Origin of the sequence: Curtobacterium sp. MCBA15_001, from assembly GCF_001864835.1 — a bacterium.
Classification (GTDB): Bacteria; Actinomycetota; Actinomycetes; order Actinomycetales; family Microbacteriaceae; genus Curtobacterium.
In genome coordinates this window covers 39,003-64,076 of the sequence record NZ_MJGI01000004.1, presented here as the reverse complement: position 1 = coordinate 64,076, position 25,074 = coordinate 39,003, and the positions used below count along the sequence as shown (strand labels likewise).

22 protein-coding genes are annotated in these 25,074 nt (G+C 71.5%); 12 read left to right on the top strand and 10 right to left on the bottom strand.

What is annotated here, in order from left to right; all coding sequences use genetic code 11:
• Positions 1 to 16 precede the first annotated feature (16 nt).
• Together purL and BIU90_RS01695 are read left to right on the top strand one after the other, a co-directional pair.
• A complete protein-coding gene (purL, locus tag BIU90_RS01700) occupies positions 17 to 2,398 on the top strand; it encodes a phosphoribosylformylglycinamidine synthase subunit PurL (protein WP_254786908.1) in 2,382 nt (793 codons plus the stop codon).
• Positions 2,399 to 2,408: 10 nt separating this feature from the next.
• Entirely contained in the window at positions 2,409 to 3,347 is a 939-nt protein-coding gene (locus tag BIU90_RS01695; protein ID WP_071298515.1) for an NAD(P)-dependent oxidoreductase, read from the top strand.
• A gap of 31 nt (positions 3,348 to 3,378) precedes the next feature.
• On the opposite strand, the gene BIU90_RS01690 is transcribed toward BIU90_RS01695, so the two are convergent.
• Together BIU90_RS01690 and BIU90_RS01685 are read right to left on the bottom strand one after the other, a co-directional pair.
• Positions 3,379 to 4,491 (bottom strand): beta-propeller fold lactonase family protein, encoded by a 1,113-nt coding sequence (locus tag BIU90_RS01690; protein WP_071298514.1) that lies wholly within the window; start codon positions 4,489 to 4,491, stop codon positions 3,379 to 3,381.
• A complete protein-coding gene (locus tag BIU90_RS01685; RefSeq protein ID WP_071298513.1) occupies positions 4,488 to 4,790 on the bottom strand; it encodes a chorismate mutase in 303 nt (100 codons plus the stop codon). Before BIU90_RS01685 ends, BIU90_RS01690 begins: the two co-directional genes overlap by 4 nt.
• 79 nt (positions 4,791 to 4,869) lie before the next feature.
• On the opposite strand from BIU90_RS01685, the gene BIU90_RS01680 reads away from it, so the two are divergent.
• Positions 4,870 to 5,274: a DUF1304 domain-containing protein gene (locus BIU90_RS01680; RefSeq protein WP_071298512.1), complete on the top strand. Its 405-nt coding sequence runs from the start codon at positions 4,870 to 4,872 to the stop codon at positions 5,272 to 5,274.
• Between the two features lie 172 nt (positions 5,275 to 5,446).
• Here BIU90_RS01680 and BIU90_RS01675 read toward each other — a convergent pair whose 3' ends face one another.
• Positions 5,447 to 6,460: an iron-siderophore ABC transporter substrate-binding protein gene (locus BIU90_RS01675; protein WP_254786907.1), complete on the bottom strand. Its 1,014-nt coding sequence runs from the start codon at positions 6,458 to 6,460 to the stop codon at positions 5,447 to 5,449.
• 58 nt (positions 6,461 to 6,518) lie between these two features.
• Between BIU90_RS01675 and BIU90_RS01670 the strand changes: the two genes are divergently transcribed.
• Positions 6,519 to 7,409: a shikimate dehydrogenase gene (locus tag BIU90_RS01670; RefSeq protein ID WP_071298511.1), complete on the top strand. Its 891-nt coding sequence runs from the start codon at positions 6,519 to 6,521 to the stop codon at positions 7,407 to 7,409.
• 37 nt (positions 7,410 to 7,446) lie between these two features.
• Here BIU90_RS01670 and BIU90_RS01665 read toward each other — a convergent pair whose 3' ends face one another.
• The 3 genes from BIU90_RS01665 to BIU90_RS01655 are packed head-to-tail and all read right to left on the bottom strand — an operon-like array spanning position 7,447 to position 9,247.
• Positions 7,447 to 8,397 carry an SDR family NAD(P)-dependent oxidoreductase gene (locus BIU90_RS01665; protein WP_071298510.1) on the bottom strand — a complete coding sequence of 317 codons (951 nt, stop codon included), beginning with the start codon at positions 8,395 to 8,397 and terminating at the stop codon, positions 7,447 to 7,449.
• A 14-nt stretch (positions 8,398 to 8,411) separates the two neighbouring features.
• The gene (locus BIU90_RS01660; protein WP_083403600.1) at positions 8,412 to 8,795 is read right to left on the bottom strand and encodes a YchJ family protein; all 384 of its coding nucleotides are present in this window, start codon (positions 8,793 to 8,795) and stop codon (positions 8,412 to 8,414) included.
• 26 nt (positions 8,796 to 8,821) lie between these two features.
• On the bottom strand, positions 8,822 to 9,247 hold the full coding sequence (locus BIU90_RS01655) for an organic hydroperoxide resistance protein (RefSeq protein ID WP_071298509.1): 426 nt from the start codon (positions 9,245 to 9,247) through the stop codon (positions 8,822 to 8,824).
• Between the two features lie 121 nt (positions 9,248 to 9,368).
• Between BIU90_RS01655 and BIU90_RS01650 the strand changes: the two genes are divergently transcribed.
• From BIU90_RS01650 to BIU90_RS01635, 4 genes are all read left to right on the top strand, one after another.
• On the top strand, positions 9,369 to 10,049 hold the full coding sequence (locus tag BIU90_RS01650) for a hypothetical protein (protein WP_139195060.1): 681 nt from the start codon (positions 9,369 to 9,371) through the stop codon (positions 10,047 to 10,049).
• A gap of 6 nt (positions 10,050 to 10,055) precedes the next feature.
• The gene (locus BIU90_RS01645) at positions 10,056 to 10,643 is read left to right on the top strand and encodes a hypothetical protein (RefSeq protein WP_071298507.1); all 588 of its coding nucleotides are present in this window, start codon (positions 10,056 to 10,058) and stop codon (positions 10,641 to 10,643) included.
• An 83-nt stretch (positions 10,644 to 10,726) separates the two neighbouring features.
• Positions 10,727 to 11,512, top strand: a complete 786-nt coding sequence (locus tag BIU90_RS01640; protein WP_071298506.1) for an SOS response-associated peptidase — start codon at positions 10,727 to 10,729, stop codon at positions 11,510 to 11,512.
• A gap of 124 nt (positions 11,513 to 11,636) precedes the next feature.
• Complete coding sequence (locus BIU90_RS01635; RefSeq protein ID WP_071298657.1) at positions 11,637 to 12,296, top strand: peroxiredoxin-like family protein; 660 nt, start codon at positions 11,637 to 11,639, stop codon at positions 12,294 to 12,296.
• A gap of 215 nt (positions 12,297 to 12,511) precedes the next feature.
• Here BIU90_RS01635 and BIU90_RS01630 read toward each other — a convergent pair whose 3' ends face one another.
• A complete protein-coding gene (locus tag BIU90_RS01630) occupies positions 12,512 to 17,896 on the bottom strand; it encodes an Ig-like domain-containing protein (protein WP_139195059.1) in 5,385 nt (1,794 codons plus the stop codon).
• A gap of 272 nt (positions 17,897 to 18,168) precedes the next feature.
• On the opposite strand from BIU90_RS01630, the gene BIU90_RS01625 reads away from it, so the two are divergent.
• The gene (locus BIU90_RS01625; RefSeq protein WP_217640888.1) at positions 18,169 to 19,086 is read left to right on the top strand and encodes a VanZ family protein; all 918 of its coding nucleotides are present in this window, start codon (positions 18,169 to 18,171) and stop codon (positions 19,084 to 19,086) included.
• Positions 19,087 to 19,113: 27 nt separating this feature from the next.
• Here the strand turns inward: BIU90_RS01625 and BIU90_RS01620 are convergent, their stop codons facing one another.
• The gene (locus BIU90_RS01620; protein ID WP_071298503.1) at positions 19,114 to 19,440 is read right to left on the bottom strand and encodes a hypothetical protein; all 327 of its coding nucleotides are present in this window, start codon (positions 19,438 to 19,440) and stop codon (positions 19,114 to 19,116) included.
• A gap of 272 nt (positions 19,441 to 19,712) precedes the next feature.
• On the opposite strand from BIU90_RS01620, the gene BIU90_RS19130 reads away from it, so the two are divergent.
• A complete protein-coding gene (locus tag BIU90_RS19130) occupies positions 19,713 to 19,844 on the top strand; it encodes a hypothetical protein (protein WP_302847381.1) in 132 nt (43 codons plus the stop codon).
• A gap of 60 nt (positions 19,845 to 19,904) precedes the next feature.
• Here BIU90_RS19130 and BIU90_RS01615 read toward each other — a convergent pair whose 3' ends face one another.
• Both BIU90_RS01615 and BIU90_RS01610 read right to left on the bottom strand, forming a co-directional pair.
• On the bottom strand, positions 19,905 to 20,447 hold the full coding sequence (locus tag BIU90_RS01615) for a hypothetical protein (RefSeq protein ID WP_071298502.1): 543 nt from the start codon (positions 20,445 to 20,447) through the stop codon (positions 19,905 to 19,907).
• Between the two features lie 427 nt (positions 20,448 to 20,874).
• Positions 20,875 to 22,689 carry a DUF4012 domain-containing protein gene (locus tag BIU90_RS01610; RefSeq protein WP_071298501.1) on the bottom strand — a complete coding sequence of 605 codons (1,815 nt, stop codon included), beginning with the start codon at positions 22,687 to 22,689 and terminating at the stop codon, positions 20,875 to 20,877.
• A 113-nt stretch (positions 22,690 to 22,802) separates the two neighbouring features.
• Between BIU90_RS01610 and BIU90_RS01605 the strand changes: the two genes are divergently transcribed.
• Together BIU90_RS01605 and BIU90_RS01600 are read left to right on the top strand one after the other, a co-directional pair.
• A complete protein-coding gene (locus BIU90_RS01605) occupies positions 22,803 to 23,993 on the top strand; it encodes a glycosyltransferase (RefSeq protein WP_368086266.1) in 1,191 nt (396 codons plus the stop codon).
• On the top strand, positions 23,990 to 25,051 hold the full coding sequence (locus tag BIU90_RS01600) for a glycosyltransferase family 1 protein (protein WP_083403598.1): 1,062 nt from the start codon (positions 23,990 to 23,992) through the stop codon (positions 25,049 to 25,051). Before BIU90_RS01605 ends, BIU90_RS01600 begins: the two co-directional genes overlap by 4 nt.
• The last annotated feature ends 23 nt before the right edge of the window (positions 25,052 to 25,074 follow it).

Sequence of the window (25,074 nt, the reverse complement as noted above, 5' to 3'; positions counted from 1 at the left end):
AGGGAACAACACCACCGTGACGACCCACGTTCGCCCGAAGCCCGACACCGTGCAGGACGCCGCCGCGACGCCCGACAAGGAGCAGCCGTACGAGGCACTCGGGCTCAAGGCCGACGAGTACGCGAAGATCCGCGAGATCCTCGGCCGCCGCCCCACGTCCGGCGAGCTGGCGATGTACTCCGTCATGTGGTCGGAGCACTGCTCGTACAAGTCGAGCAAGAACTACCTGCGGCAGTTCGGCCAGAAGGTCACGCCGGAGATGCAGAAGGACCTGATGGTCGGCATGGGCGAGAACGCCGGTGTCGTCGACGTGGGCAACGGCTGGGCGGTGACCTTCAAGGTCGAGTCGCACAACCACCCGTCGTACGTCGAGCCGTACCAGGGCGCAGCCACGGGCGTCGGCGGCATCGTCCGCGACATCATCTCGATGGGCGCACGCCCGGTCGCGGTGATGGACCAGCTCCGCTTCGGCGCCATCGACCACGAGGACACGGCACGGGTCGTGCACGGCGTCGTCGGCGGCATCTCGTTCTACGGCAACTGCCTCGGCCTGCCGAACATCGGCGGCGAGACCTACTTCGACCCGGTGTACCAGGGCAACCCGCTCGTCAACGCCCTGGCCGTCGGTGTCCTGCGGCACGAGGACCTGCACCTGGCGAACGCCTCCGGTGCCGGCAACAAGGTCGTCCTGTTCGGTGCCCGCACCGGCGGCGACGGCATCGGCGGCGCGTCGATCCTGGCGTCCGACACCTTCACCGAGGGCGGCCCGACCAAGCGTCCCGCCGTGCAGGTCGGTGACCCCTTCGCCGAGAAGGTCCTGATCGAGTGCTGCCTCGAGCTCTTCCACGAGGAACTCGTCGAGGGCATCCAGGACCTCGGCGCCGCGGGCATCTCGTGCGCCACGTCCGAGCTCGCCAGCAACGGCGACGGCGGCATGCACATCTCGCTCGACGACGTCCTGCTGCGCGACCCCACGCTCACCGCCGAAGAGATCCTGATGTCGGAGAGCCAGGAGCGCATGATGGCGGTCGTCCGCCCCGACAAGCTCGATGCCTTCCTGGCCGTCGTCGGCAAGTGGGAGGTCGAGACGAGCGTCCTGGGCGAGGTCACCGGCACCGGCCGTCTCGTCATCGACTGGCAGGGCCAGGAGATCGTCAACGTCGACCCGCGCACCGTCGCCGTCGACGGCCCGGTGTACGACCGTCCGGTCGCCTACCCGAGCTGGATCGACGCCCTGCAGGCCGACGGCGCCGAGTCGCTCGACCGCCCGGAGACGGGTCCGGCGCTCAAGGCCCAGTTCCTGCAGCTGCTCGGGTCGCCGAACCTGGCGTCGAAGAACTGGGTCACGAACCAGTACGACACCTACGTGCTCGGCAACACCGCCCTGTCCTTCCCCGACGACGGCGGCATGATCCGCGTCGACGAGGAAACTGGCCTGGGCGTCACGATCGCCACCGATGCGAACGGCCGCTACTGCCAGCTCGACCCGAAGCAGGGTGCACGACTGGCCCTGGCAGAGGCCTACCGGAACGTCGCCGTCACGGGCGCAGTGCCGGCCGCGGTCACCGACTGCCTGAACTTCGGCTCCCCCGAGAACCCCGAGGTGATGTGGCAGTTCTCCCAGGCGGTGGAGGGCCTGGCCGACGGGTGCATGGAGCTCGGCATCCCCGTCACCGGCGGCAACGTGTCGTTCTACAACCAGACCGGTTCGACGCCGATCCACCCCACCCCCGTGGTGGGCGTGCTCGGGGTCATCGACGACGTCGCCAAGCGCGTGCCGTCCGGCTGGCAGGACGACGGCCACAACATCTACCTGCTCGGCACGACCTCGCTCGAGCTCGACGGGTCGGCGTGGGCCGGCACGGTGCACGGGCACCTCGGCGGTCGTCCGCCCAAGGTCGACCTGGCGCGCGAGAAGGAGCTCGCCGGTCTGCTGCAGGCAGCGACCGATGAGCAGCTCCTGACCAGCGCCCACGACCTGGCGGACGGCGGCCTCGGCCAGTCGCTCGCCGAGTCGGTGCTGCGGTTCGGGGTCGGCGCCCGCGTCGTGCTCGACGAGCTGCAGGAGCGCGACGGCATCGACGTCGCCACGGCCCTGTTCTCCGAGTCGACGGCGCGCGTGATCGTCACCGTCCGGCGCGAGGACGACGTCCGGTTCCAGGGTCTGTGCGCCGGCCGGGGCTTCCCGGTGCTGCGCATCGGCGTCACCGACGGCCACTCCCAGGCACTCGAGGTCCAGGGCGCGTTCCAGGCCTCGGTCGGCGAACTCCGCGGCACGCACGACGCCACGCTCCCCGGCCGCTTCGGCGACGTCATCCAGGAGACCGTCACCGAAGGCGTCCTGGGCCGCGGCCCGCTGGCGTCCGACGGCACGTTCTCGCCGCGCACGGACAGCTGACCCGCGCATCGTGACCGCCGAGGGCCAGACCCGCATCGTCACGCTGCCCTTCGCCGAGCTCGTCGACCGTTTCGGCCCTGTGCCGGACGGCGTCGAGCTCGACGTGTGGGACCTCGAGCAGCCGTACGGCCGCCCGGACGACGTGGCGGTCACGCTGCTGCCGTTCTACTTCCAGGGGCGGCACCGGTGGCAGTACGTCCACGACCTGCCGCACCTGCAGCTGCTGCAGCTGCCGAGCGCCGGGTACGAGCACGCGGTGCCGCACGTCCCCGACCACGCGCAGCTCGCGAACGGCCGCGGGATCCACGACGACGAGACGGCCGAGCTCGCCGTGAGGCTGGCGCTGACGGCCCTGCGGGAGATCGGGCAGTTCCAGATCGACCGGACCAACCAGGTCTGGGACGTCCGGACGACCCGCTCGCTGGCCGACCGGCGGGTCACCGTGGTCGGCTACGGCGCCATCGGCCGAGCCATCGCGACCCGGTTCGAGGCGTTCCGCACGGACGTCACCGTCGTCGCCCGGACCGCGCGCGAACAGGACGGCCGCCACGTGCACGCGTTCGGCGAGCTGCCGGACCTGGCGCGGACCACGGACGTGCTGGTGCTCATCGCGCCGCTCACGGACGAGACCGACCAGCTGGTCGACGCCGCGCTGCTGGCCGCACTGCCCGACGGCGCCCTCGTGGTCAACGTCGCGCGTGGTCGGGTCGTCGACACCGATGCCCTGGTCGCCGAACTCACGAGCGGACGCCTGTCTGCCGGCCTCGACGTCACCGATCCCGAGCCGCTGCCTGCCGGACACCCGCTCTGGACGACGCCGAACACGGTGCTCACACCGCACGTCGGAGGCAACACCGACCTCAGCGTGCCGCGGTCGATCGAGCTGATGCGTCGGCAGGTGGCAGCGCTGGCCGAGGGTCGACCGTTCGAGAACCTGATCGAGCGCTGACCCCGACCGGCATCCGGCCCGGGACGAGTCGCTAGACCGGCACCACGCAGGTGGGTGTGCCCACGGCGATCTGTGCCACGGGCGCTCCCGGCACGCCGTCCTCGCCCACGGGCAGCACCGCGACGGCGTCGGACCGCTCGTTCGCGACGAGCAGGAACCCGGGCACCTGCGCGAAGTGCCGCGGCCACGACCCACCGCACGAGACCGCCCCGACGAACGACAGGCCTCCGTCCGAGGCGTCGAGCACGGCGATCACGTCGCGACCCCGGACCGCGACGACCACCCGACCGGCCTCGTCGACCTCGATGTGGCTGAGCAGCGACGCACCGGCGACAGCCGACGCCGCAGCGGGCTCGTCGCCCTCCCACGTCGGGGCGGTGGCGACGACCCGTAGCGCACCGTTCTCGTCCCGCCGCAGTCGTGATACGTGCCCGTCGAGCTCGCCGGTGACGAAGAGGTCCCCGTCGTACCAGGCCATGTGCCGCGGACCGGCTCCCGGAGCGACGTGGTGCACCCGGACCGGCGTCAGCTCCAACGACGACGACGACGACGAAGACGAAGACGAAGACGAAGACGACGATCCCGGCGAAGACGCCCCAGACGCCCCCGACACCGCGAACTCGTGCAACGCGTCCCCACCCAGGTCAGCGACCAGCACGGTCCCCCACGGCGTCGCAGTCGACTGGTGCGCGTGCGGGCCGTCCTGGCGGTCCTCGTCGGGCCCGGTCACGTCGGGCAGCACCACGGTCGCGACCGCCTGCGGGTCGTCGACGGACACCGCGGTCACCGTACCGGACGTGTAGTTCGCCAGCACGAGCACCCCGGACGCGTCCACCCGGACGTGGCACGGCGCATCGCCCCCGGCGGAGGCCTGCCACAGGTGCTCCAGCCCGTGCCCCGGCCCGTCCCCGTGCCGACGGAAGGCGTGCACGCTGCCGTCGACGACCTCGGAGACGGCGTACACGCGGTCACCCGAGACGGCCAGGAACGAGGGGTCGTCCACCACGGCGACGGTCGCTGCGACACCGTCCCGCACGAAGGAGATGCCCGTCGCGGTGCCGCCCCCGGTGGCGGTGTACGACCCGACGAAGAAGTCCGGCAGCGCTGGCAGCGACGACGCCGGGGCGTCGTCGGCGGCGCTCACGCGCCCTCCGCGATCTGCTCGTGGTGGTGGATGACCTCGGCGACGATGAAGTTCAGGAACTTCTCCGCGAACGCCGGGTCCAGGTGCGACTCCGCCGCCAGTGACCGCAGCCGTGCGACCTGGATCTGCTCGCGTGCGGGGTCGGCCGCGGGCATGCCGGCACTGGCCTTGAGGTACCCGACCCGCTGCGTGTACTTGAAGCGTTCGGCGAGCATGTGGATCACGGCGGCGTCGATGTTGTCGATGCTCTGGCGGATGCTCCGCAGTTCCGCCACGGCCGCTTCGTCGTACTCGCTCATGCGCCGAGCCTAACGGCGCGCGCTGCCCGCGACCTCGTCGATGACGGAACCTCGCTCACGGAGTGGGAGGATGGGAGCCATGTCGGTCCTCCTCGTCATCTCGTGCGTGTTCGCGATCCTCGCCGGACTGCTCCACGTCTACATCTTCTTCATGGAGTCGATCGCCTGGACGAGCCCCCGCGTCCGCAAGACGTTCGGCATCGCCTCGGACGCCGAGGCCAGGGCCACCCGCTCGCTCGCCTTCAACCAGGGCTTCTACAACCTGTTCCTGGCGATCGGCACCTTCCTCGGTGTCGCGCTCGCCTTCGCGGGCAACGGCGCGACCGGCTGGCCGCTCGTCGTCTTCGGCACGGCGAGCATGCTCGCGGCCGCCGTGGTCCTGCTCGGGACCGGCCGCCGCTACCTCAGCACCGCGTTCATCCAGGGCTCGTTCCCGCTCATCGCGCTGCTCTTCGCCTTCCTCGGATCGACGTTCGGCGTCTGACCGAGGGCCGACTGCCTGACTGACCGGCCGATCCGAAGGCCGGCCACCGGCCGACGCAACGCACTGGAGGCCCGGCTCACCCCCGGTGGACCGCAACCGGTCCGTGGGTGGTGACCCGGGCCTCCTGGCCGTGCAGCAGCCGTGCAGCAGCCGTGCAGCAGGTCCGCTCGGCTCAGCCGAGCTTCGCCTGGAACTCGTCCGGCAGGCGCTTGAGCGCCCACTCGATCGCAGCGGTCGTGCCCATCGAGAACGCCGAGGACACGTCGGCGTCGTCGACCACGATGTCGTGGCCGGCCTGCACGGACGGGACCTTCTGGAACAGCGGGTCGGCCTCGGCCTTTGACGCGTCGACGTAGATCGGCAGGATCACGGTCAGGTCGGCGTCGAGCAGGTCGAGGTTCTCGTTCGACAGCGACACCGAGAACTGCTTGCCGGCTTCCCGGTCGATCTGCTTCGGGATCGTGAAGCCGAGCTGCTCCATGAACTGCGCGCGGCTGTCGGCCGAGGCGTAGGCGCCGAAGCCCTCGGACGTGTACGACCCGATGACGGCGGTCTTGCCGTCGAACTCCGGGTGGGCCTTGCGTGCGGCGGCGTAGGCCTGGTCGACCCCCGACAGGAGCTCCTTGCCCTCGGAGACCTTGCCGAGCGCCTTCGCGATCATCGTGGTCTGCTGCTCGGTGGTGGCGAGGTAGTTCGCGCCGCCCCTCGGGATCGCCACGGTCGGCGCGATGGCGGAGAGCTTGCTGTAGCGGTCCTTGTCGCCCGACGACTTGACGTCGAGGATCAGGTCCGGCTTGAGCTTCAGGATGTCCTCGTAGCTGGGCTCGAGCGTGTTGATGATCTTCGGCGACTTCGTGTACGCGCCCTTGAGCCACGGCCCGACTCCGTCGCCACCGAACGCCAGCCAGTCGCTCGCGCCGACGGGCTGCACGCCGAGTTCCAGTGCCGTCTCGGCGTCGCCCCAGCCGAGGGCGACGACGCGCTTGGGCTGCGACTCGATCGTCGTGGTGCCGAGGCCGGTCGTGATGGACACGGGGAACGCACCGTCGCCCGTCGCGGACGAGGTGGACTGTGCGGTCGTCGAGCCACCGGCGCACCCGGCGAGGACGAGCGACGCGGCCACGACGGCGCCTGCGGCAGCCAGCACGCGGCGCACGCGCGAAGAAGGGGAAGAGGATCGGATCACATAGGTGAGGCTACCCTAAGCACGTCCCGCCCGGCTCGGCTGGGTAGGCTCTCAGACCGTGACCCACCCCTGGCACGAACCGGACCGGACCGCGCTCGCGGTGCTCGGCTCCCCCATCGCGCACTCGCTCTCCCCCACGCTGCACCTGGCGGCGTACGTGGTGCTCGGGGTCCCCTTCACGTACGGGAGGCACGAGGTCGCGTCCGGCGGGCTCGACGCGTTCGTCGCGGGGCTGGGCCCGGAGCAGCGCGGGCTCAGCCTGACGATGCCGCTCAAGCGCGAGGTGCTGCCGCTCCTGGACCGGACGACGCCTCTGGTCGACGAGCTCGGTGTCGCGAACACCGTGGCGTTCCGGACCTCGGGCGACCGGGTGCTGCTCCACGGCGCGAACACCGACGTCGAGGGGCTGGTCCGCCCGGTCGCAGCACTGGGGCACCTGCCCGGACTCCGCCACGGCGGCACGGCCACGATCCTGGGCAGCGGCGCGACCGCGGCGAGCGCCCTGACCGCGTCCCTGCGTCTGGGCGCCTCGGTGGTCCGGGTCTTCGCGCGGGACCCCGCGCGCGCCGGCAACCTGGTGACCCTGGCGACCCGACTCGGGGTCACGCTCGAGGTGCACCCGCTCGCCGACCTGGCTGCGGCCGGACCGCTCGGGTTCGTCGTGTCGACGTTGCCCGGCGGTGCGGCCGACGGGCTCCCGCTGGTGCCGAGCGGTCCCGACGCGGTGCTGTTCGACGTGGCGTACGAGCCGTGGCCGACAGCGGCGTCGCGGGCATGGTCGGACGCCGGGGGCCGGGTGCTCAACGGCCTCGACATGCTCACCGAGCAGGCGATCGGGCAGATCCGGTTCTTCCTGACGGGCGACGAGGACGAGCTGCTGCCCGACGAGGCCGCGGTGCGCCGGGCGATGCGTCGGGCCGTGCGGCTGCCGGACACGATCGGCGGCTGAGCGCGGGGCGCGTCAGCACGCGGCCACGCGGCTCGCGTCAGCGTCGGGAGCGCGCCTCGGCATCGAGCAGTGCGACGGACACGTCCCACAGCCGGTCGGCGTCGCGGGTGTCGAGCGCCCAGGGCAGCACGCCGTACAGGCCGTCCTGCACGGCGTCGACCACGGCGGACTCGTGGCAGTCCTCGAAGTACCGGCCGGTGACGTCGGCGAGCTCGGGCGCCGTCGCCAGGAGCACGGACGTGGCCGCTCCCTGCGCCGGGGTCTTCACGACGTCGGCCGCGGCGATCTTCGTCGCCGCCAGGACGTCCGGGTCCCAGTGCTTCTGCAGCCCGGTCCAGATGCCACCGGGCATGCAGGAGTTCGCGGTGATGCCGTCGTCGCCCCAGCGGAGTCCGACCCCGACGGCGAACAGGGCGTTCGCGGTCTTCGACTGGGCGTACGCCAGACCGGGCTCGTACGGGCGCCGACGGAAGAACAGGTCGTCGAACACGACGGGCGACGAGCCGTGCCCGCTCGACGACACGGACACGATCCGGGCGTTCCCCGCCGCCGCCATGGCCTCGTGCAGCCCGAGGGCCAGCGCGAAGTGGCCGAGGTGGTTCGTGGCGAACTGCGACTCCCACCCGGCGGACGTGTACGTCTCGGGAGCGTCCATGATGCCGGCGTTGTTCACCAGGACGTCGAGCGGCCCCTGCCAGGCCGTCGTGAACGCCTCGACCGAGGTCGGTCGGTCCAGGTGCAGTTCCGCCACGGCGGGTGCTGCCCTGCCCGTCGTCGCTGCGATGTCCTCGGCGACGCGCTGCCCGGCGGCGAGGTCGCGCACGGCCAGGGTCACGGTGGCACCGGCGCCGGCGAGCGCCCGGGCCGTCTCGACGCCGATGCCGGACGCGGCGCCGGTGACGACCGCCGTGCTGCCGGTCAGGTCGATGCCGTCCAGCACCTGGGCAGCGGTGGTCTTCGCGCCGAAGGCGGTGATGTCGCGGGGCATGGTGCCCTTCCGTGTCAGGTGACGGTGCCGTCCACGTAGGACCAGCGGCCGTGCTCGCGGACGAACTCGCTCGTCTCCTCGAGCGTGCCACGCTCGGTGTCGGTGCGCCACCATGCGCGGAAGGCGACCGTGCCCCGGGAGTCGAACGGGCCTCCCGACCGGGTCGCCGTGACGTCGAGCCGCGTCCATCGCTGGTCCGGGTCGAGCTCGAGCGTGGCCGGACGCGTGGTCGGGTGCCACGTCCGGAGCAGGTACTCGGGCAGGCCGAGGGCGAAGGCCGAGAACCGCGACCGCATCAGCCGCTCGGCGGTGGGTGCCGCGGCCCCGTCGTGCAGGGGGCCGCAGCACTCGCCGTACGGGTTCCCGCTCAGGCAGGGGCAGCGCGACGCGGGGTCCATGCCGATCAGCGTGCCAGGCAGCCGGGTCAGTCGACCAGCGACAGCGTCACCGTGATGTTGCCGCGGGTGGCGTTCGAGTACGGGCAGATCTCGTGCGCGCGCTCGACGGCACGCTGCCGCTTCGTCGCCTCGACGTTCGGCGTGTACACGTCGAGCTCGACCGCCAGGCCGAAGCCGCCACTGCCGTTCCCGCCGATGCCGACCTCGGCCGAGACCTCGGCGCCGGTGGTGTCGACCTCGAGCTCCTTGCCCGCGGCGTGCAGTGCGCCCAGGAAGCACGCGGCGTACCCGGCGGCGAAGAGCTGCTCGGGGTTGGTGCCCTCGCCGCTGCCGCCCATCTCCTTCGGCGGACGGGTGTCGAGGTCCAGGCGGTCGTCCTCGCTGCGGACGTGTCCGTCGCGGCCGCCCCCGGAGGCGTGGGCGACGGCGGTGTAGACGATGTCGAGACTCATGGCAGCAGGTGAGCGCCCCTGCCTGGACGATCGCTGATGCGACCCGCACGGCCGCGGCGGGGTCCCGCACGGTGTCCCGCAGGCCGGGCGTGTCCGGGCGCGGCGCGAGTACACAGGGGGCATGTACTCGTTGGGGTGGCGTGTCTTCCGCGACCACGTCGGGCGGGCCGTCCCTGCGGATCGTCGCCGTCGATCGGTGCTCGTGGGCGTCGTCGTCGCCGTCGTGGCCGCCGCTGGGCTGGTCGCGACCGGACTGGCGTTCGGCTGGCCGGACCTCGGCAGCGCCGTCGCGGTGGTCGCGCTCGTCCTGCTCGCCCTGGCGGTCGGGGTGTTCGGCGCGGCCCTGGTCCCGCTGCGCCCCCGGACGGTCGACGGCTCGCGGGTGTACTGGTCCGGCATGGGCATGCAGGCGCCGGATCCGATCGAGCGGTACTTCCGCAGTGGGCCCGCGCCGACGATCGCCCCCGCGGACCGTGCCGCCGTCCTGCGCGAGGCCGACGTCGTCCGTGCCGGCGTGGTGCCCGAGGTGTACCGCGCCGTCCTGGTCTCGGTCGTGGCGGTCCTGGCGTTCAGCGCCGTGGCCCTGCTCCAGGTACCAGGAGCCTGGCCGGTCTGGGTGTCGCTGATCGTGGTCGTCCGCGTCGTGAGCGACGTGGGCCGGCTCGGCCGTGTCGAACGGGCCCGCGCACTGGCAGCGGCTCTGCCCGACGTCCCGCCACAGCGCACCCCGGGTCCCGTGCGACCCGGGCGTCCGGGTACCCCGTCCGGGTCGAAGCTCGCCCTGCCCGGCGACGACCGGTAGCGCGCGATGCTCCGACTCGGGTGGCAGACCTTCTGGCGGCACGTCGGTGACGTCGTCGCGCCCGAGCGCTTGCGTCGCGCGGTCGTGGTCGCCGTCCTGGCCACGGTGCTCGCTGCCGCGGGTCTGACGGCGCTCGAAGTCGCGACCCACTGGGCGGGCTCGGTGGTGGTCGTGGCGCTGTTCACGGTCGCCGTCGGGCTGGCGGCGTTCGCGTGCTGTCCACTCAGCCGACCGGTCGAGCCGCGCGCGACGATCAACGGTCGCCAGGTCCGTGCCGACACCGCCCGGACCGTCCGGTGGTCCGTCCAGCCGTACCTCGGACGTCGGCCGCCGATGATGGACCAGGACGACCGCGAGGCGGTGCTGACCGACACGGCGCTCCTCCGACGAGGGGTGACCCTCGACATCGTGCGCGGCACCACGGCGCTCGCGGCCGGCTTCCTCGCGGGCACCGCTGGTGCGGTGATGGGGGCCACGCGCCTGTGGCCGGTGCTGTTGGTCGTGTACGCGGCGAACCTGCCGGGGGCCCTGCTCAAGCTCGGGCGCGCCGAGCGTGCGCGTCGGACCGCGGAGTCGCTCGCCCCGCTCCCCTGACGCGACGTGCGCGCGGGTCCGCCGGGTCGCCCGCCGGCCTCCACCGCCGCACGCCTGTCGGCGGCGGCGAGCACACTGGGCGCATGTGTGGCCGCTTCGTCGTCTCCGACACCACCGCCGACCTGCTCCCCGAACTGCTCGGCGAGCTCGCCGACCGCACCGAGCACGTGGACGAGGACACGGGCGTCGTCGGCACGGGCCTGGTCCCGAGCTGGAACGTCGCGCCGACCGACCCCGTCGCCGCGGTACGGCAGCGGCATGGTGAGCGCGAACTCCCCCGCATCAGCTGGGGCTTCGTGCCGAGCTGGGCGAAGGACTTCACCAAGCAGCGCCCGAAGCCGATCAACGCCCGGATCGAGACCGTCGCCACGAGCGGGATGTTCAAGCGCGCCTTCGCGACGAACCGGTGCATCGTGCCGGCCCTCGGCTACTACGAGTGGGTCGTGCGCGAGGACGGCAAGGAGCCCCACTTCGTCCACGAACCCGGCGGCGCGCTGGCGATGGCCGGTGTCGTGAGCGCCTGGCCCGACCCGACCAAGCCCGAGGACGACCCGGACAAGTGGCGGCTCTCGCTGGCGATCATCACGCGGGACGCCCACGTCGCCCCGGGCGAGGTGCATGACCGCATGCCGGCGTTCCTCACTCCGGACGGCTACGACGCGTGGCTCGGCGGGGCGGACGACGACCGTTCCCCCGACGAGCTGCTCGCGCTGCTGGACCACGAGTCGCTCGCGGTCGCGGCGGGTCTGCAGCAGTACGAGGTGGCGCGCACCGTCAACAGCGTGCGCAACGACGGCCCGCAGCTGATCGAGCCGGTGGACCCCTCCGCCGTGTCCCCGTCGGCGGGCGGCAGCGCCACCCTCTTCTGACCCGCGCGCACCGCGCTCGCGCCCGTGTGACACCACGTGACGCCGCCCTGTCCTGGGCCGGACCGGTCTGCCTATGCTCCGGGAACCGGCGACCCGCGCCGGTCCACTGCTGCAGGAGTCCCCGATGCCCGAACCGCTGCTCGCCGACCAGGTCACCTCGTTCAACGAGGGCTTCACCGCCCAGATCGGCCCGTCCCTGTCAGCCGTGTTCGACCAGGAGCAGGCCGCCCTCCGCGCCGAGGGCGTCCCGGCAGACGCTCGGGGCGTCGGTGAGCGGTTCCCCGACGCCACCCTGGTGACGCCGATCGGGCAGTCGGTTGCCCTGGCCGACGTGCTCGACGGCACGCCGGCCGTGATCGTGTTCTACCGCGGCGCCTGGTGCCCGTACTGCAACCTCACGCTCCGCACCTACCAGCAGGACCTGCTGCCCGGACTGACCGCACGTGGCGTCCAGCTCGTCGCGGTCTCGCCGCAGACGCCCGAAGGGTCGGAACAGGCGATCGCGAACGGGGAGCTGGCCTTCCCGGTGCTGTCCGACCCGTCCAACGCCCTGGCGTCCGCGCTCGGCATCGTCACCGCCCCGAGCCCGGAGGCTCGTCAGGCCCACACCGCGCTGGGCTTCGACGTCGCTGACAGCAATGCCGACGCCACGGCGGCGATCCCGTTCCCGTCGGTCTTCGTCCTCGACGCAGCCGGGGTCGTCCGGTTCGCCGACGTGCAGGTCGACTACACCCGGCGGACCGAGGTCGCGACCGTCCTGGCCGCGGTCGACGCGCTGGACTGAACCCGCCGGCAGAGGCAGTCGCGGTCCCCGCGACGACACCGCTGTCGTACGACAGCGGTCATGTCGTTCGGGATCGGCGGCCCGCCGACACCACCCCGCAGACGCGCCGCCCCGCCCCGCAGCACCCGCCCCACGCAGCGACGGACGGGAGGCCCGGATCACGTCCGCCGTGTGGCGGGGGTGATCCGGGCCTCCTGTCCGTCAGCCGTTGGACGTCAGGCGCGCTGCTGGCGTCGACGCAGCATCAGCGCGAACCCGCCGAGCAGCAGCGCGAGCGCTGCCAGGCCGAGCCCGACCAGCCCGGTCGCGCCCGTGAAGGCGAGCTGTGCGGCGTGCAGCTTCGCTGCGAGCCCGACCGGGTAGACCGCGGTGATGGTCGCCTGGACGACCTGCCCGTCGCTGTCCGTCACGACGTAGCCGATCTGCAGCGTGCCGATGTGATCCGCCGTCGGGGTGAAGGTGACCACCCCGTCGGCCACGGTCCACGTGCCCCGCCCGTCGACGACCAGGCGGTCGACGCTCGCGCCGGTCGCCGGGTCGAGCAGGTGCAGGGACGCCCGCTGGAAGGTCGCGCCGCCGGTGGGGCTGTCGTTGTCGAGCGGGATGATCGTGACCGCCGCGCCCTTCTGCCCCGTCACCGAGTCGTCCGTCGCGACCGCGTGGGCGACGACCGTCATCGTGGCCGTGGCGGTGGTGCTCTGCCCCGAGGCGTCCGTCACCGTGTAGGTGAAGGCGTCCGTCCCGGTGAACCCGGCGGCCGGCGTGTACACGTACGAACCGTCCCGGGCCAGACGCACGGTGCCGTGCACGGGCCGCTTCGCGATCGCTGCGGTCAGGCCGGTGCCCAGGTCGTTGCCGAGCAGCCCGTGTCGGGCGTCCCGGACGACGGCCACGCCGGCGACCGTGGTGCCGGAGTCGTCAGCGGCGGTGATCCCGACCGTGATCGTCACCGTGCCGTCGACCTGCTGCCCGGACGCGTCCTGGGCGGTGTAGGTGACCTCGTCGACCCCGGAGAACCCGTCGGCGGGCGTGTAGACCAGCGTGCCGTCCGCCGCGATGCCGACCGTCCCGTGGGCGGCGGCGGCGACACGGACGACGCGCAGCGCACTGCCGCGGTCGTTGCCGAGCACGCCCGGTCCGCGCACCGTGAGGGTGCGGCCCGCGCTGGTCCGTGCGCTGTCGTCACGGACGGTCGGCACGACGGTGATCGTGACCAGGCCGGTGGCGGTGCCGCCCTCGGCGTCGGTCGCCGTGTAGGTGAAGGAGTCGACGCCCGACCAGTCCTCGGCCGGGGTGTACGTGTACGACCCGTCCGCGGCCAGCACGAGCGTGCCGTGCGCGGGCTTCCGGTCGACCGATGCCCGGAGCGCCGTGCCGGAGTCGCCCGTCAGCACGCCCGTGGCGGTGGAGGTCGTCACGGTGCCGTTCGTCCGGGTGGTCGCCTCGTGGTCGACCGCGCGGGTGCCGACGAGCACGGTGACCGTCGCCGTGGTCGTCTGCCCCGAGGCGTCCGTCACCGTGTAGGTGAAGCGGTCGGTGCCCGAGGTGCCGTCGGCGGGGGTGTAGACCAGACCGCCGTCGGCGTCCTCGGTCACGGTGCCGTGTGCCGCGTCCCCGTGTCCGGTGACGTGCATGCCGGTGCCGTGGTCGTTGCCGGTGAGCGTGGCCGACGGGATCGACAGCGGGGTGCCGGCCGGGGTGCTCAGTGCGTCGTCGACCGCGACCGGGGTCACGACGACGGTGACGGTCGCGGTGGCGGTGCCTCCGGTGGCGTCGGTCACGGTGACGGTGGACGTCGCCGTGCCCGAGAACCCGTCGGCGGGGACGAAGGTGACGGTGCCCGGGCCGGAGATCGACACGGTGCCGACCGCGGCACCGTCAGCCGCACCGGACGCCGTGACCGGGCCGACCGCGGTGACGCGCAGGTCGGTCCCGCTGTCGTTCCGGGTGACCGGCACGTCGACCGGCGTGCCCGCGGTGGTGCGGGCAGCGTCGGCGAGGGCCTTCGGCGCCACGGTGATGGTCACCGTCGCGGTGGCGATGTTGCCCGAGTCGTCCTTGACCGTCACGTCGAACGTGTCCGGCCCGGAGTACCCGGCGGTCGGCGTGTAGGTGTAGCCGCCGTCCTTCGCGACGACGACCGAGCCGTGGGACGGGTCCGTCGCCGAGACAGCCGACAGGCCGGTGCCGACCGCTCCGGCGAGCACGCCCTGGTCCGCGGGCACGACGAGCTCGCCGTCGGCGGTGGCCGTGCTGCCGGACGCGGCGACCACGGGGTCGATCGTCACGGTGACGGTGCCCGTCGCGGTGTTGCCGTTCGCGCCGGTCACCTCGTACGTGAAGGTGTCCGTGCCCGAGGTCCCCGGTGCCGGCGTGTAGGTCACGGTGCCGTCGCTGTTCCGGACGACCGTCCCGGTGCCGGCGCCGCGGACCGCGGTGACGGTCAGCCCGGTGCCGTGGTCGTTCGTCGTCAGGTCGCGCGAGGTCACGGTGACCGGGGTGTTCGCCGTCGTGGTGAGGGCGTCGGGCTCGGTCGTCGGCTTCACGGTGATGCTGACCAGGCCGGTCGACTTGCCGCCCTCCCCGTCCGTGGCCGTGTACGTGAACGAGTCCGGCCCGGACCACCCGTCCTTCGGCGTGTACGTGTACGACCCGTCGGAGCCCAGCGCGAGCGTGCCGTGCAGGGGCTCCTCGTCGACCGTCGCGGTCAGGCCGGTGCCGCGGTCGTTCGACAGGACGCCGTCCACCGCCGACACGGTGAGCGTCGACCCGGCTGCCGCGGTCGCGGTGTCGGGTGTCGCCATCGGGCCGACGATCACGACGACCCAGCTCGAAGCGGTCTGGCCGGAGCCGTCGGTCACGTCGTACCAGAACGACGCGGTGCCGGAGAACCCGGCGGCCGGGGTGAAGACCGGGTCGCCGTCGGCGTCGAGCGCCACCGTGCCGTTCTCCGGGTCACGGACGTCCGTGACGTGCAGCCCGGTGCCGACGTCGTTCCCCGTCAGCGTCGAGGCCGGGACGGTCACGGGCTGGTCGGCCGTGGTCGCCGCGTGGTCCGGCAGCGCGCGGGGCGTCACGGTCACGGTCACGGTCGCGGTGCGCGAGACCAGGCCGGTCCCGTCGGTCACCGTGTACGTGAAGTGGTCCGTGCCCGAGGTCCCGGTGTCGGGCGTGTAGTCGACCGAACCGTCGTCGGCGACCACCGCGACGCCCGCCGTCGGGGCGCCCACGATCGTGGTCGTCAGCTGCTGGCCGCGGTCGTTCGCCTGCACGGGGATCGTCACGGGGACGTTGGCCGGCGTGGTGGCGGTGTCGTCCGCCGCGGCGGGGACCACCGTCAGCGTGACCGTCGCCGAGGTGAGGGCACCGGCGGCGTCCTGCGCCGAGTAGGTGAAGGTGTCGGTGCCCGAGAACCCGTCGGCCGGGGTGTACCGGTAGGCGCCGGTCGTCCGGTCGAGCTCGAGGGACCCGTGCGACGGGGTGGAGTTCCCCACGAGGGTCAGCCCGGTGCCGAGGTCGTTGCCCAGGACGCCGTCCGCGCGGGACGTCGTGACGACGGGCGAACCGGCCGTGGTCGTGGCGGCGTCGTCCACGGCCTTCGGTGCGACGTGCACGGTGACCGTCACGGTGTCGCTCGAGGTGCCGTCGGTGACGGTGTAGTCGAACTGGTCCGTCCCGGAGAAGCCGTCGGCCGGGGTGTAGGTGTACGACCCGTCCGCACCCACGGCGACGGAGCCGTGCGCGGGCTGCGTGGCCGCCGCGACGTGCAGGTCGGTGCCCTGGTCGTCGGCCAGGAGGCCCGGTGCGGCTCCGGTGGTCGCCGTCCCGGCCGTCGCGGCGAGCGTGTCCGCCCCCGCGGTCGGCACCACGGTCACCGTCACGGTGGCGGTGGTCTGGTGGCCCTTCGTGTCCTGTGCCGTGTAGGTGAAGGAGTCCGGTCCCGAGAAGCCCTTCGCCGGCGTGTAGCCGTAGCTGCCGTCGGCCGCCACGGTCACGGTGGCGTGCGCGGGCTGGGTGTTGGCGACGACCTGCAGCCCGTCGCCGGTGTCGTTCGACAGCAGCCCCGACGCGGCGTCGGCCTTCGCGGTCGACCCCGCGTGCACGGTGATGGCGTCGTCCGCCGAGGTGGGGGTCACCGTGATCGTCACGGTGCCGGTCGCGGTCCGGCCGGAGCCGTCCTGCGCCGTGTAGGTGAACGAGTCCGTGCCGGAGTACCCGGCATCGGGGGTGTACGTGTACGAGCCGTCGGAGTTCACCGTCGCGGTGCCGTGCGCCGGCTTCGTGTTCGACACGACGCCCAGCCCGTCACCGGTGTCGTTCGCCAGCACGCCCTGCGCCGCGGGGACCGTCAGGGTCTCCCCCGTCTCGGCGACCCCGGTGTCCGGCTTCGTCGCGACGTGTGTGCGCTGCAGGACGTTCTGGAAGGTGACGACGACGTCGGTGCCGTTCGACGAGACCGCGTGCGGGAACGTGAAGGACGCGGTGTTCCCGGTGCCCGTCGCGACCGTGGCGCCGCCGGTGACGTCCTTCGCGGTCCACGTCGTCGCGTAGTTCGCCAGGTCGGTGGTGCCCGCCGCGGTCTGCGTCACCGTGTAGTGCTTGTCCGGGGTCACCAGGATGGCGCCGGCCTTCTGCGCCTGCACGCCGGTGTCCGAGCCGCTCGTGGTCGCGCTCGTGCCGGAGTTGGCGGTGGTGATGCCGTCACCGGAGATGGCGAGGCCGAACTGGTCGCCGGTGTTCCAGCGCGCGTCGACGCTCGCCTTGCCGGTGACCGTGTCGGCGTAGTTGCAGGTCGCCAGGTCGCTGGCGCTGAAGTTGCCGGCGACCGGGAAGTTCCGGACCGGCGTGCCCGAGGTGGGGTCGAGCTGGTAGATCGTCGTCGTGGACGTGCCGTTGGCCGTGGCGGTGTTCGACACGTACAGGTAGCCGTCGGACGAGAACGCGATGCCCGGGCTGTTCGTGCCGGCCGGCAGCGTCGCGATCTTGGTCGTCGTCAGGGCCGTCGACCCCGGCGTGGTCGGGACCGTCTCGCTGTCCAGGCGGTAGACCGTGTCCGCGGCGACGATGAACATCAGGCCCTGCGAGCTGAACGCGAAGTCGCCGTTGCCCGCCTTGAGGCCGTTGATCTGGCCGACCTGCCCGAGGTACTGCTGCTTGGCCGGGTCGTACGCGCCGAGCCAGCCGGTGTTGTCGCCGTAGTAGTAGATGCCCGACACCGGGTCGACCGCACCGCGGATGACGACACGCGTCTTGTCCGTGGGGATCGGCGCCGACGCCGTACCCGTCGCCGGGTCGAAGGAGCGCAGCGTCGCGCTCGCGTTGTTCGACGCCGCGTACAGCGCGGTGCCCTCGCGGGAGATGCCGAGGCCGTTGTTCGCCTGGGTGCCGAGGGCCGCGACGTCGACCGTCGAGCCCTTCGAGGCGCCCGAGCTGATGTCGATCGCGATGACCTTGCCGGTGCTGTCCGACGCGTAGAGCGTGTTCTGGTCGCAGACGAAGTGGCCGTCGGTGGTGGCGGTCACCGCAGCGGAGGCCGGGGTTGCGGCGACGACGGCCGTCGCGGTGCTGAGACCAGCACCCACCAGCAGGGCGGTTGCCAACAGCGCGAGGGAACGGACGCCAGGACGGCGCGCGGGCACAGGGGTGCCCCGGTGGGCAGGCAGCATGAGTCTCTTCCGGGTCGAGTTGCTCGAGCGCGTCGCGGCGGTCGTCCTGGTCAGGGAACTGGAGAACGGCCGTTCGCGCTGACGCGATCCTGACAGGTCGCAGAGCGCTCGTGGGGTCATCGACGGTCCCCAGTAGTGGGGACCTCCCCGTCCGGGTGTCAGCCGCGGTGCGGCATCCACGGACGGTAACGTCGGGCCTCGTGGACATGCCGACCAGGACCGTGGCCGCGCGGTCCGTGCTCGGGTTCGGCGTGCTGGCCGCCGTGGTGGTCGCGACGCTGCCCGGGGTGGCGACCGGGGCCGTGGCGCTGTTCCGTGCCGGGGTCGCCGCGCTCCGTGGGGCCGGGCACGGCCTCCTGTCCGTCGAGGACGGCTTCGTGACCGCCATGGTCGTCACCGTCATCGTCGTACCGCTGCCCGCGGTCGTCGCTGCGGCCGGTCGGGGCGCTGCCGCCGTCGCCGGGTGGCGGGCCACCGCCTGGGCTGCCGCGTGCTGCCTGGTCGTCGTGAGCATCCGCGCCGCGCAGGGAGCCACACCCCTGCAGACCTGGGTGTCCGGCGTGGTCGCGTGCACCGTCGGCGTGCTGCTCGGGTGCCTGGTCCTCGCCGCTGCCCGCACGCCCGCGGTCTCCGCGACGGGTCGCAGCCGCACGCTGGCGACCGCGCTGCTCGTGCTCTACGGCCTCGGCGTGCTGGTCGTCGGCTTCTGGGGCTCCCCCGTCGACGCCGGCGCGCACCCGCAGATCCTGAGTGCGCTCGACCTCGTGCACCGCCTCGGGCTGCCCGCGTGGTTCGGGTACGCCGCGCTCGAGTTCACCGCCAACGTGCTGTTCTTCGTGCCGCTCGGGCTGTTGGTCGTGCTGCGACTGGGGACCCGGGCGTGGTGGGCGGGAGCCGCTGCCGGGCTCGTCGTCAGCTCGACGATCGAGATCGGGCAGGCGCTGTTCGTGCCGTCGCGGTTCGCCTCGCTCGACGACGTCCTGGCGAACACCAGCGGGGCGGTGATCGGTGCGCTGGTCGGGGTGGTGGTGCTGGGGCGGTCTCGCCGTGCTGCTGCGCCGGCGTCCGGTCCTGGTCCTGGTCCGGGAACGACGAAGCCCCGCCGGAGTGCGGCGGGGCGTTGATCGTGCGGGTGGTCTGTGGTGCTGGCCTCAGTACTGGCGGATCACGTCCGGCAGGACGGTGTGGAGTCGCTCAGCCAGCTTGGCCTGCGCCTCTGCCAGCGACTTGAAGTCACCGACGTACTGGCCGAAGGTGTCCGACACGAAGTAGTGGGTCCCCTGCTTGTCCACCGTGCCGCCGTAGTAGCCGCCGTAGTTCGCTGCCCACAGGCCCGTGTCGGGGCGGGTCCAGAGGATGCGCGCACGCTGCGGTTCGGCGGCGGTCACGACCTCGGCTTCGATGGCAGCGATGACCTCGATGGTCTCCGTGTCGAGGGTCACCTCGGCGACGGCGGGGTGGGTCTCGGTCATGCTCATGTCGCTGCTCCTTCGCGATCCGGGGTACGTGTTGTGATGCGCTCAACGCTATGTCCTGCACCCCGGGTGACACGAGCGCTCCCGTGGATTCACGGGATCTGTCAATGCGGGGGACACCTCGATCCCTGTGTTTCCGGGCCGGTACCAAGCAGATTCGGGGTACACGCTCTGCGCGGGGTACTCGCGATCTGGACACGGTCCAACAACTGCTGCGATCTCGGAATACGCGGGGGTCGTCGTGACGCACATCTGGGTGCGTCACACTCCTCGGCATGAGCAACCGTGATCGTGCGCCTCGGCCCCCGAAGCGTCCTGGACGGACCCCGCCGTGGCTGTGGGTCGTGTTGGCCGTCGTGGCAGTCGCTGCCGTCGTGCTGGTGGTGCTGGCACTGCTCACGCGGTGACGCAACGACGAAGCCCCCGGAGCCGTGTGGCTCCGGGGGCTTCGTTCAGTGCGGTGCAGGTCAGACGGTCTCGCGCTGACGACGGACCGAGCTGCGGACCACGAGCAGGCCACCACCGAGGACGACAGCGCCGCCGCCGACCCAGAGGGCGAGGGCGGAGATGGTGCCACCGGTGAAGGCGAGGGTGCCGTTGCCCGAGGCAGCAGCAGCGGCCGCGTCAGCCGGGCGGACCGTGAGGGCCGTCGTGCCGACGTTGCCCGAGGTCGCGCCGGTCGCGGTGAGCGAGTACGTGCCCGAGGCACCGGCCGGAAGCGTGACGCGCGGCGAGACGGCACCCGAAGCGGAAGCCGTGTACGCGCGGGTGACGGTCGTGGTCGGCAGGGCGCCGAGGGTGACCGCGCCGGCGCCGGTGACGGAGACGTTGACCGTCTCGTTGCCGACGAACGACCCCGGGCCGAAGTTGATGACGGTGGTGCCGCCGGCGACGGTGCTGCCGGAGACGGAGACGTTGGACGTCGGGACGTAGCCGGCAGCGTTGGCAGCAGCCGGGGTCGCGATGAGTGCGGCGCCAGCCAGCACGACCGCAGCAATGAGCTTCTTCATGAAGTTGTTCCCCTAGTGATCTGATCCTTCAGACCCTGAGACCCAGAGCCCTGACCCCTCGCGTTGTGTCAACCGACCGGCATGGTTCCCTACGGGCAGTTGGCGAAGTTCCCTCAACCTAGCGGACGTTCACAGCGCACGTGCAAGGAATTTGTGTCGAGCACGTGAACTCCCGTGTTGGCAGAAGAGGCGGTCTAGTCCCTCCGGAGTTGACAACGAGCGCAGGTGATCAAGATTTTCCCAGATCAGAGGCGAACTCCGCCGCTTCACCGAGTTCGTGGCCCCCGATTTCTGAGCTCCAGCGGAGTCATCCGCGCGTCCCGCGACGGCCGGAAGTCCCCCACTGTGGGGCCATGCCGACGGCTAGTTCATCCAGATACCGCGGCGTCTGACCGCAAATCCTCCGCAGGACTCCGCAAGGAGTCGCTCACCCGAGCGGACTCTGGCAGTCCACGGTGAGGGGCTTCGTGACCGACTGGCGCACCCCCGGCGTGCTGCTCGCGGCGACCGGTGTCCGCGCGCTGTCTTCCGGTCCGAGGAACTCGAGCCGCAACGTCGTCTTCTGCCCTGGCGCCAGCAGTGTCTGGAACTGGGTCACCGGGTACACGCCGTCGAGAGCGGTCTGGGGCGCGGCGGGCTTCCCGTCCTGCACGGACGCGAGCAGGACGCCTGCGGGAGGGGCGTAGACAGCGACGTTGGTGCGGACCGACCCCCGCGGGACGCCGAAGTTCTCGGCACCCGTCACGTAGTCGGGCAGCGTGGCACCCGCGTCCGCCGGCGCCGAGTTCTCCAGCGTCACCTCGACGACCCAGGTCGGTCGACCGTCGTTGCGGCAGACGGAACTCCCGACGGACACCGCTTTCTGGAGGTAGTAGTCCATCTTCGCGCCCGTCGCGTCATTCAGGTAGACGCCGAACCGCTGTGTGGTGCGGTCGCTCTTCAGGAGGTCCCCGGCGACCGCTGTTCCACTGATCAGGGACTGCTGGCCGCTGTCCGCGCTCCACAGGCGAAGCCGGTCCTCGCTCGCGGCCGTGGTCAGTGCCTCGATGAGCGCGGTCGGGTCGAAGCCGCCGGACGATACCTTGGCGAACACCGCACTCGCGGCGGAAGCGAAGAACGCGTCCTGGACACGAGGATCCTGGTACTTCGCGTACGCCTCGCTCAAGAGGAGGGGCACGGCGTTGTCCGCGGTGAGTTGATCACCCGTTGCGAGTGACACCGGGCCGGTCGCACGAAGGATGTAGCCGAGCGTCACCGGATCGATTGCGACGACGCCGTCGACTTCTGTCCCGTACTGCTGCTTCCACATCTCCCGCGCGAGCCGCGCAGACAACTCGAACCTCGGAGTGAGGGTGACGTCTTGGATGTACTCGCCCGTGATGGAACCGTAGAGGCCCTGCGTGTCGGTCGAGAGTGGGAGGACTGGCTGCATCCGCTCTGGGAAGTCCGCCGTCGACGCCTGTTGCCCGAGTGCCAGGGCCCCGTCACTCGCGGTCACCTCCGCAACTGCCCCGGGGATCCCGCCCCCGGCCCGCAACTCAGCGTTGTTCTGGAAGAGGACGAGGTAGTGCTTCGTCCCGCCGTCACCGAGCATGGCCGGCGCCAGTTGCACGACTCGGTTGGCCAGCGCAGCCTGCTGCGACACCGCGCCGAGCGACGAACGGAGCTGGTCGACGGCACCATTGACGACGGAGAGCGTCTCGCTCGTGTCGATCGCGTCAGCGTTCTCGTCCGCTCGGTGGAGCGTCTTCGTGGCCCTCGACACCGCCGGTGCCGCATCCACCAGCGGACGGAGTTCGACTCTGCCGTTCTTCGGCGCGAGCGACGAGATGTCGATGTCCCCGACGACACCGGCGACCGGTCGGACCGCACCGGTCGCCACGTCGTCCACGACCACCGTGATCTCTCGGACAGCACGGAAGTTGCTGCCGAGCAGCGGCGTGTACTGGAACGCACCCCAGACAGGATCCGCGGTCATCGCGCGCGCGCGAGCCGCCGAGTCCTCGAGGCGCCGAGCGGTCTGATCGACTCCCGCGACGTCGCCGTTCGCCAGTTGCGTCCGCAGCTGTTCAACGCTTGCGACGGACTCCTCCAGCGCGGATCGAGCAGCGAGCCCTCGAACGGCCACCCACGCCACGGCCGCGAGGACCACGAGTGCGATCACCAGGCATGCCCACAGCACGAAGCGACGCTTCGACCGAGACCGGACAGGGGTCGAGCGGGTCTCGGAGAGGTCCGACATGGGCTCAGCTTATGTGCGGCGGAGCCGCCCGACTGTGAGCTGAACGACTCGGCAGCGACGGGCGCGCGATGAGCGCACGTCTTCGCGGAAGCCGGTGAGCCACATCGAGACGGTTGTGCACGCGTGCGTTATGGTCATCCTGCTGCGAGCGGTCGGATCCTGTCCGGACCGCGGAACCGAGGGGATCGTTGGCGAAGACGAGAGCAAGATCGGTTGCGATCATCGGTACGCGGGGGTACCCCAGTTACTACGGAGGCTTCGAGACCGCTGTCCGTCATGTCGCGCCGCGCTTGGCGGACGATGGGTGGGACGTCACGGTGTACGGGCGCCCGGGGACGACGGTGACCACCGACACGGACCCACGCGTTCGTCGCGTGACGACCTTCGGTTGGGATCGGAAGTCGGCGAGCACCCTGACGTACGGCTTGACCGCGGTGCTGCACGCCGTGTGGAAGAAGCCCGATGTCGCACTCGTCATGAACGTGGCCAACGGCCCATGGCTCCCGCTCCTGAAACTCCGAGGCATCCGAGTGATCGTCAACGTCGACGGCATCGAGTGGGAACGCGCCAAGTGGGGCGCACTCGCGAAGGCAGTCTTCCGAGCAGGCGCGTGGATGACCGGCAAGTTCGCCGATCGCCTCGTGGTGGATGCCCGCGCCCTCGGCGACCACTGGAAGCGCAGGTACCGCCGCGCGAGCGTCTTCATCCCGTACGGCGGCGACTTCACACCGGCACCGGCATCCTCGATCCCCTTCGAACGGCGCCGGTACGTGCTCGTCGTTGCGCGGCTCGTCCCGGAGAACACCATCGAGGAGTTCCTCGAAGCCGCTCCGGAACTCGCGGAACACCACGACGTCGTCATCGTCGGTTCGTCAGGGTACGGCGGACCCATCGACGAGGCAGCGAAGCGCCTGAGTGCCACCCATCCCAGGGTGCACTGGCTCGGGCACGTCCGGGACGATGCATACCTCCACCGCCTGTGGGAGGACGCGGGGGCCTACTTCCATGGCCACAGCGTCGGCGGCACCAATCCCGCTCTCGTGCAGGCAATGGCCTCCGGAGCACCGACGGTGGCACGGGACACGGTGTACACCCGCGAGGTACTCGGCGACACCGGCGTCTTCGTCCAACCCGACGCTCGGAGCATCGTCGCCGCCATCAGCGCCGTGTTGGCGTCGGCCGATCAGCAGGAGGCGTTGAGCGCGGCCGCTCGAGCTCGAGCCCGAACGGAGTACACGTGGGAACGCGTAGGCGCTGCGTACTCGAACGCTCTCGAGGAGCTCCGTCGAGGGCCGACCGGATGAGGGTCGTGGTCGACGCGCTCTGGCTGCCCGACGGCCCTCCGTCCGGCCGCATGGTCGTGCGCGAGATGGTGGCCGCGTGGCTTCGGGAGCACCCGGGAGACGATCTCGTGTTGGTCGTCCACGACCAGCATGTGGCCGACGTCGCAGCGGAGTTCACCAGTGCGACCGTTGTCGGGACGTCGCTGCGCCTGCACCCGTTGGTCAACGCCGTGACGCTGCCGCGTGTCGCCCGCCGTTCGGGCGCGGACCTCGTCGTGACGCAGAACTTCGCTCCGCTCTCGAAACGTGTGCCGTCCGCGGTCTTCGTCCATGACGTGCTCTTCCAGACGAACCCGCGGTGGTTCACACGGTCGGAACGGCTCTACCTTTCATTGATACCGATGCTCCTGACGAGGGCGACCACGGTGATGACGAGTTCGGCCAACGAGGCCAACCGGATCCTCGCGCACAACCCGGGCGTCTCAGCTGTCGATCCCGTCGGGCTCGGCATCGCGGCGGCCCTGACCGGTCGCGCTCCAGCGGAACCCGTCGACGGGCTGATCCCCGACCGCTTCCTGCTGGCGGTCGGCCGGCTCAACGTCCGGAAGAACCTCGCGACGACGATCGAAGCGGCCGTCGGTTCCGGTGCTGCCACCGTCGAGCGACCACTCATCGTCGTCGGCGAAGCGTCAGGGCGGGAAGAACACCTCTCGGAGGCCGTCCTCGCGAGCGTGGCGAGCGGCTCGGTACAGTTCCTCGGCGGGGTCTCGGACGCTCAACTCCGTTGGCTCTACGAGCACTGCAGGCTGTTCGTCTTCATGTCGCTCGATGAAGGTTGGGGTCTGCCACCGATCGAGGCAGTCAGCTTGGGGGCGCCGGTGCTGGTGAGCGACCGACCGGTGTTCCGCGAGACGCTCGGAGCGGCTGCGACCTATGCACCACCTCGAGACGTCGCCGAGATCGGTCGGACGATGATGACGCTCCTGACCGCAGCCCGCCGGACGCAGACGGCACTCCCCCCAGAACGGACCAGCTGGACCCGGCTGGTCGAGACCGCTCGAGAGGCAGCAGCGAGCTGACATGCAGATCATCGCCAGTGTCT

Bases quoted from the DNA above. Each gene is read 5' to 3' on its own strand.
- BIU90_RS01655 (WP_071298509.1), bottom strand. From the start codon at position 9,247: ATGAGTCTCGACATCGTCTACACCGCCGTCGCCCACGCCTCCGGGGGC.
- BIU90_RS01600 (WP_083403598.1), top strand. From the start codon at position 23,990: ATGAGGGTCGTGGTCGACGCGCTCTGGCTGCCCGACGGCCCTCCGTCC.
- BIU90_RS01645 (WP_071298507.1), top strand. From the start codon at position 10,056: ATGCTCCGACTCGGGTGGCAGACCTTCTGGCGGCACGTCGGTGACGTC.
- BIU90_RS01640 (WP_071298506.1), top strand. From the start codon at position 10,727: ATGTGTGGCCGCTTCGTCGTCTCCGACACCACCGCCGACCTGCTCCCC.
- BIU90_RS01650 (WP_139195060.1), top strand. From the start codon at position 9,369: ATGTACTCGTTGGGGTGGCGTGTCTTCCGCGACCACGTCGGGCGGGCC.
- BIU90_RS01680 (WP_071298512.1), top strand. From the start codon at position 4,870: ATGTCGGTCCTCCTCGTCATCTCGTGCGTGTTCGCGATCCTCGCCGGA.
- BIU90_RS01660 (WP_083403600.1), bottom strand. From the start codon at position 8,795: ATGGACCCCGCGTCGCGCTGCCCCTGCCTGAGCGGGAACCCGTACGGC.
- BIU90_RS01635 (WP_071298657.1), top strand. From the start codon at position 11,637: ATGCCCGAACCGCTGCTCGCCGACCAGGTCACCTCGTTCAACGAGGGC.
- BIU90_RS01685 (WP_071298513.1), bottom strand. From the start codon at position 4,790: ATGAGCGAGTACGACGAAGCGGCCGTGGCGGAACTGCGGAGCATCCGC.
- BIU90_RS01665 (WP_071298510.1), bottom strand. From the start codon at position 8,397: ATGCCCCGCGACATCACCGCCTTCGGCGCGAAGACCACCGCTGCCCAG.
- BIU90_RS19130 (WP_302847381.1), top strand. From the start codon at position 19,713: ATGAGCAACCGTGATCGTGCGCCTCGGCCCCCGAAGCGTCCTGGACGG.
- BIU90_RS01620 (WP_071298503.1), bottom strand. From the start codon at position 19,440: ATGAGCATGACCGAGACCCACCCCGCCGTCGCCGAGGTGACCCTCGAC.
- BIU90_RS01615 (WP_071298502.1), bottom strand. From the start codon at position 20,447: ATGAAGAAGCTCATTGCTGCGGTCGTGCTGGCTGGCGCCGCACTCATC.
- BIU90_RS01625 (WP_217640888.1), top strand. From the start codon at position 18,169: ATGCCGACCAGGACCGTGGCCGCGCGGTCCGTGCTCGGGTTCGGCGTG.
- BIU90_RS01610 (WP_071298501.1), bottom strand. From the start codon at position 22,689: ATGTCGGACCTCTCCGAGACCCGCTCGACCCCTGTCCGGTCTCGGTCG.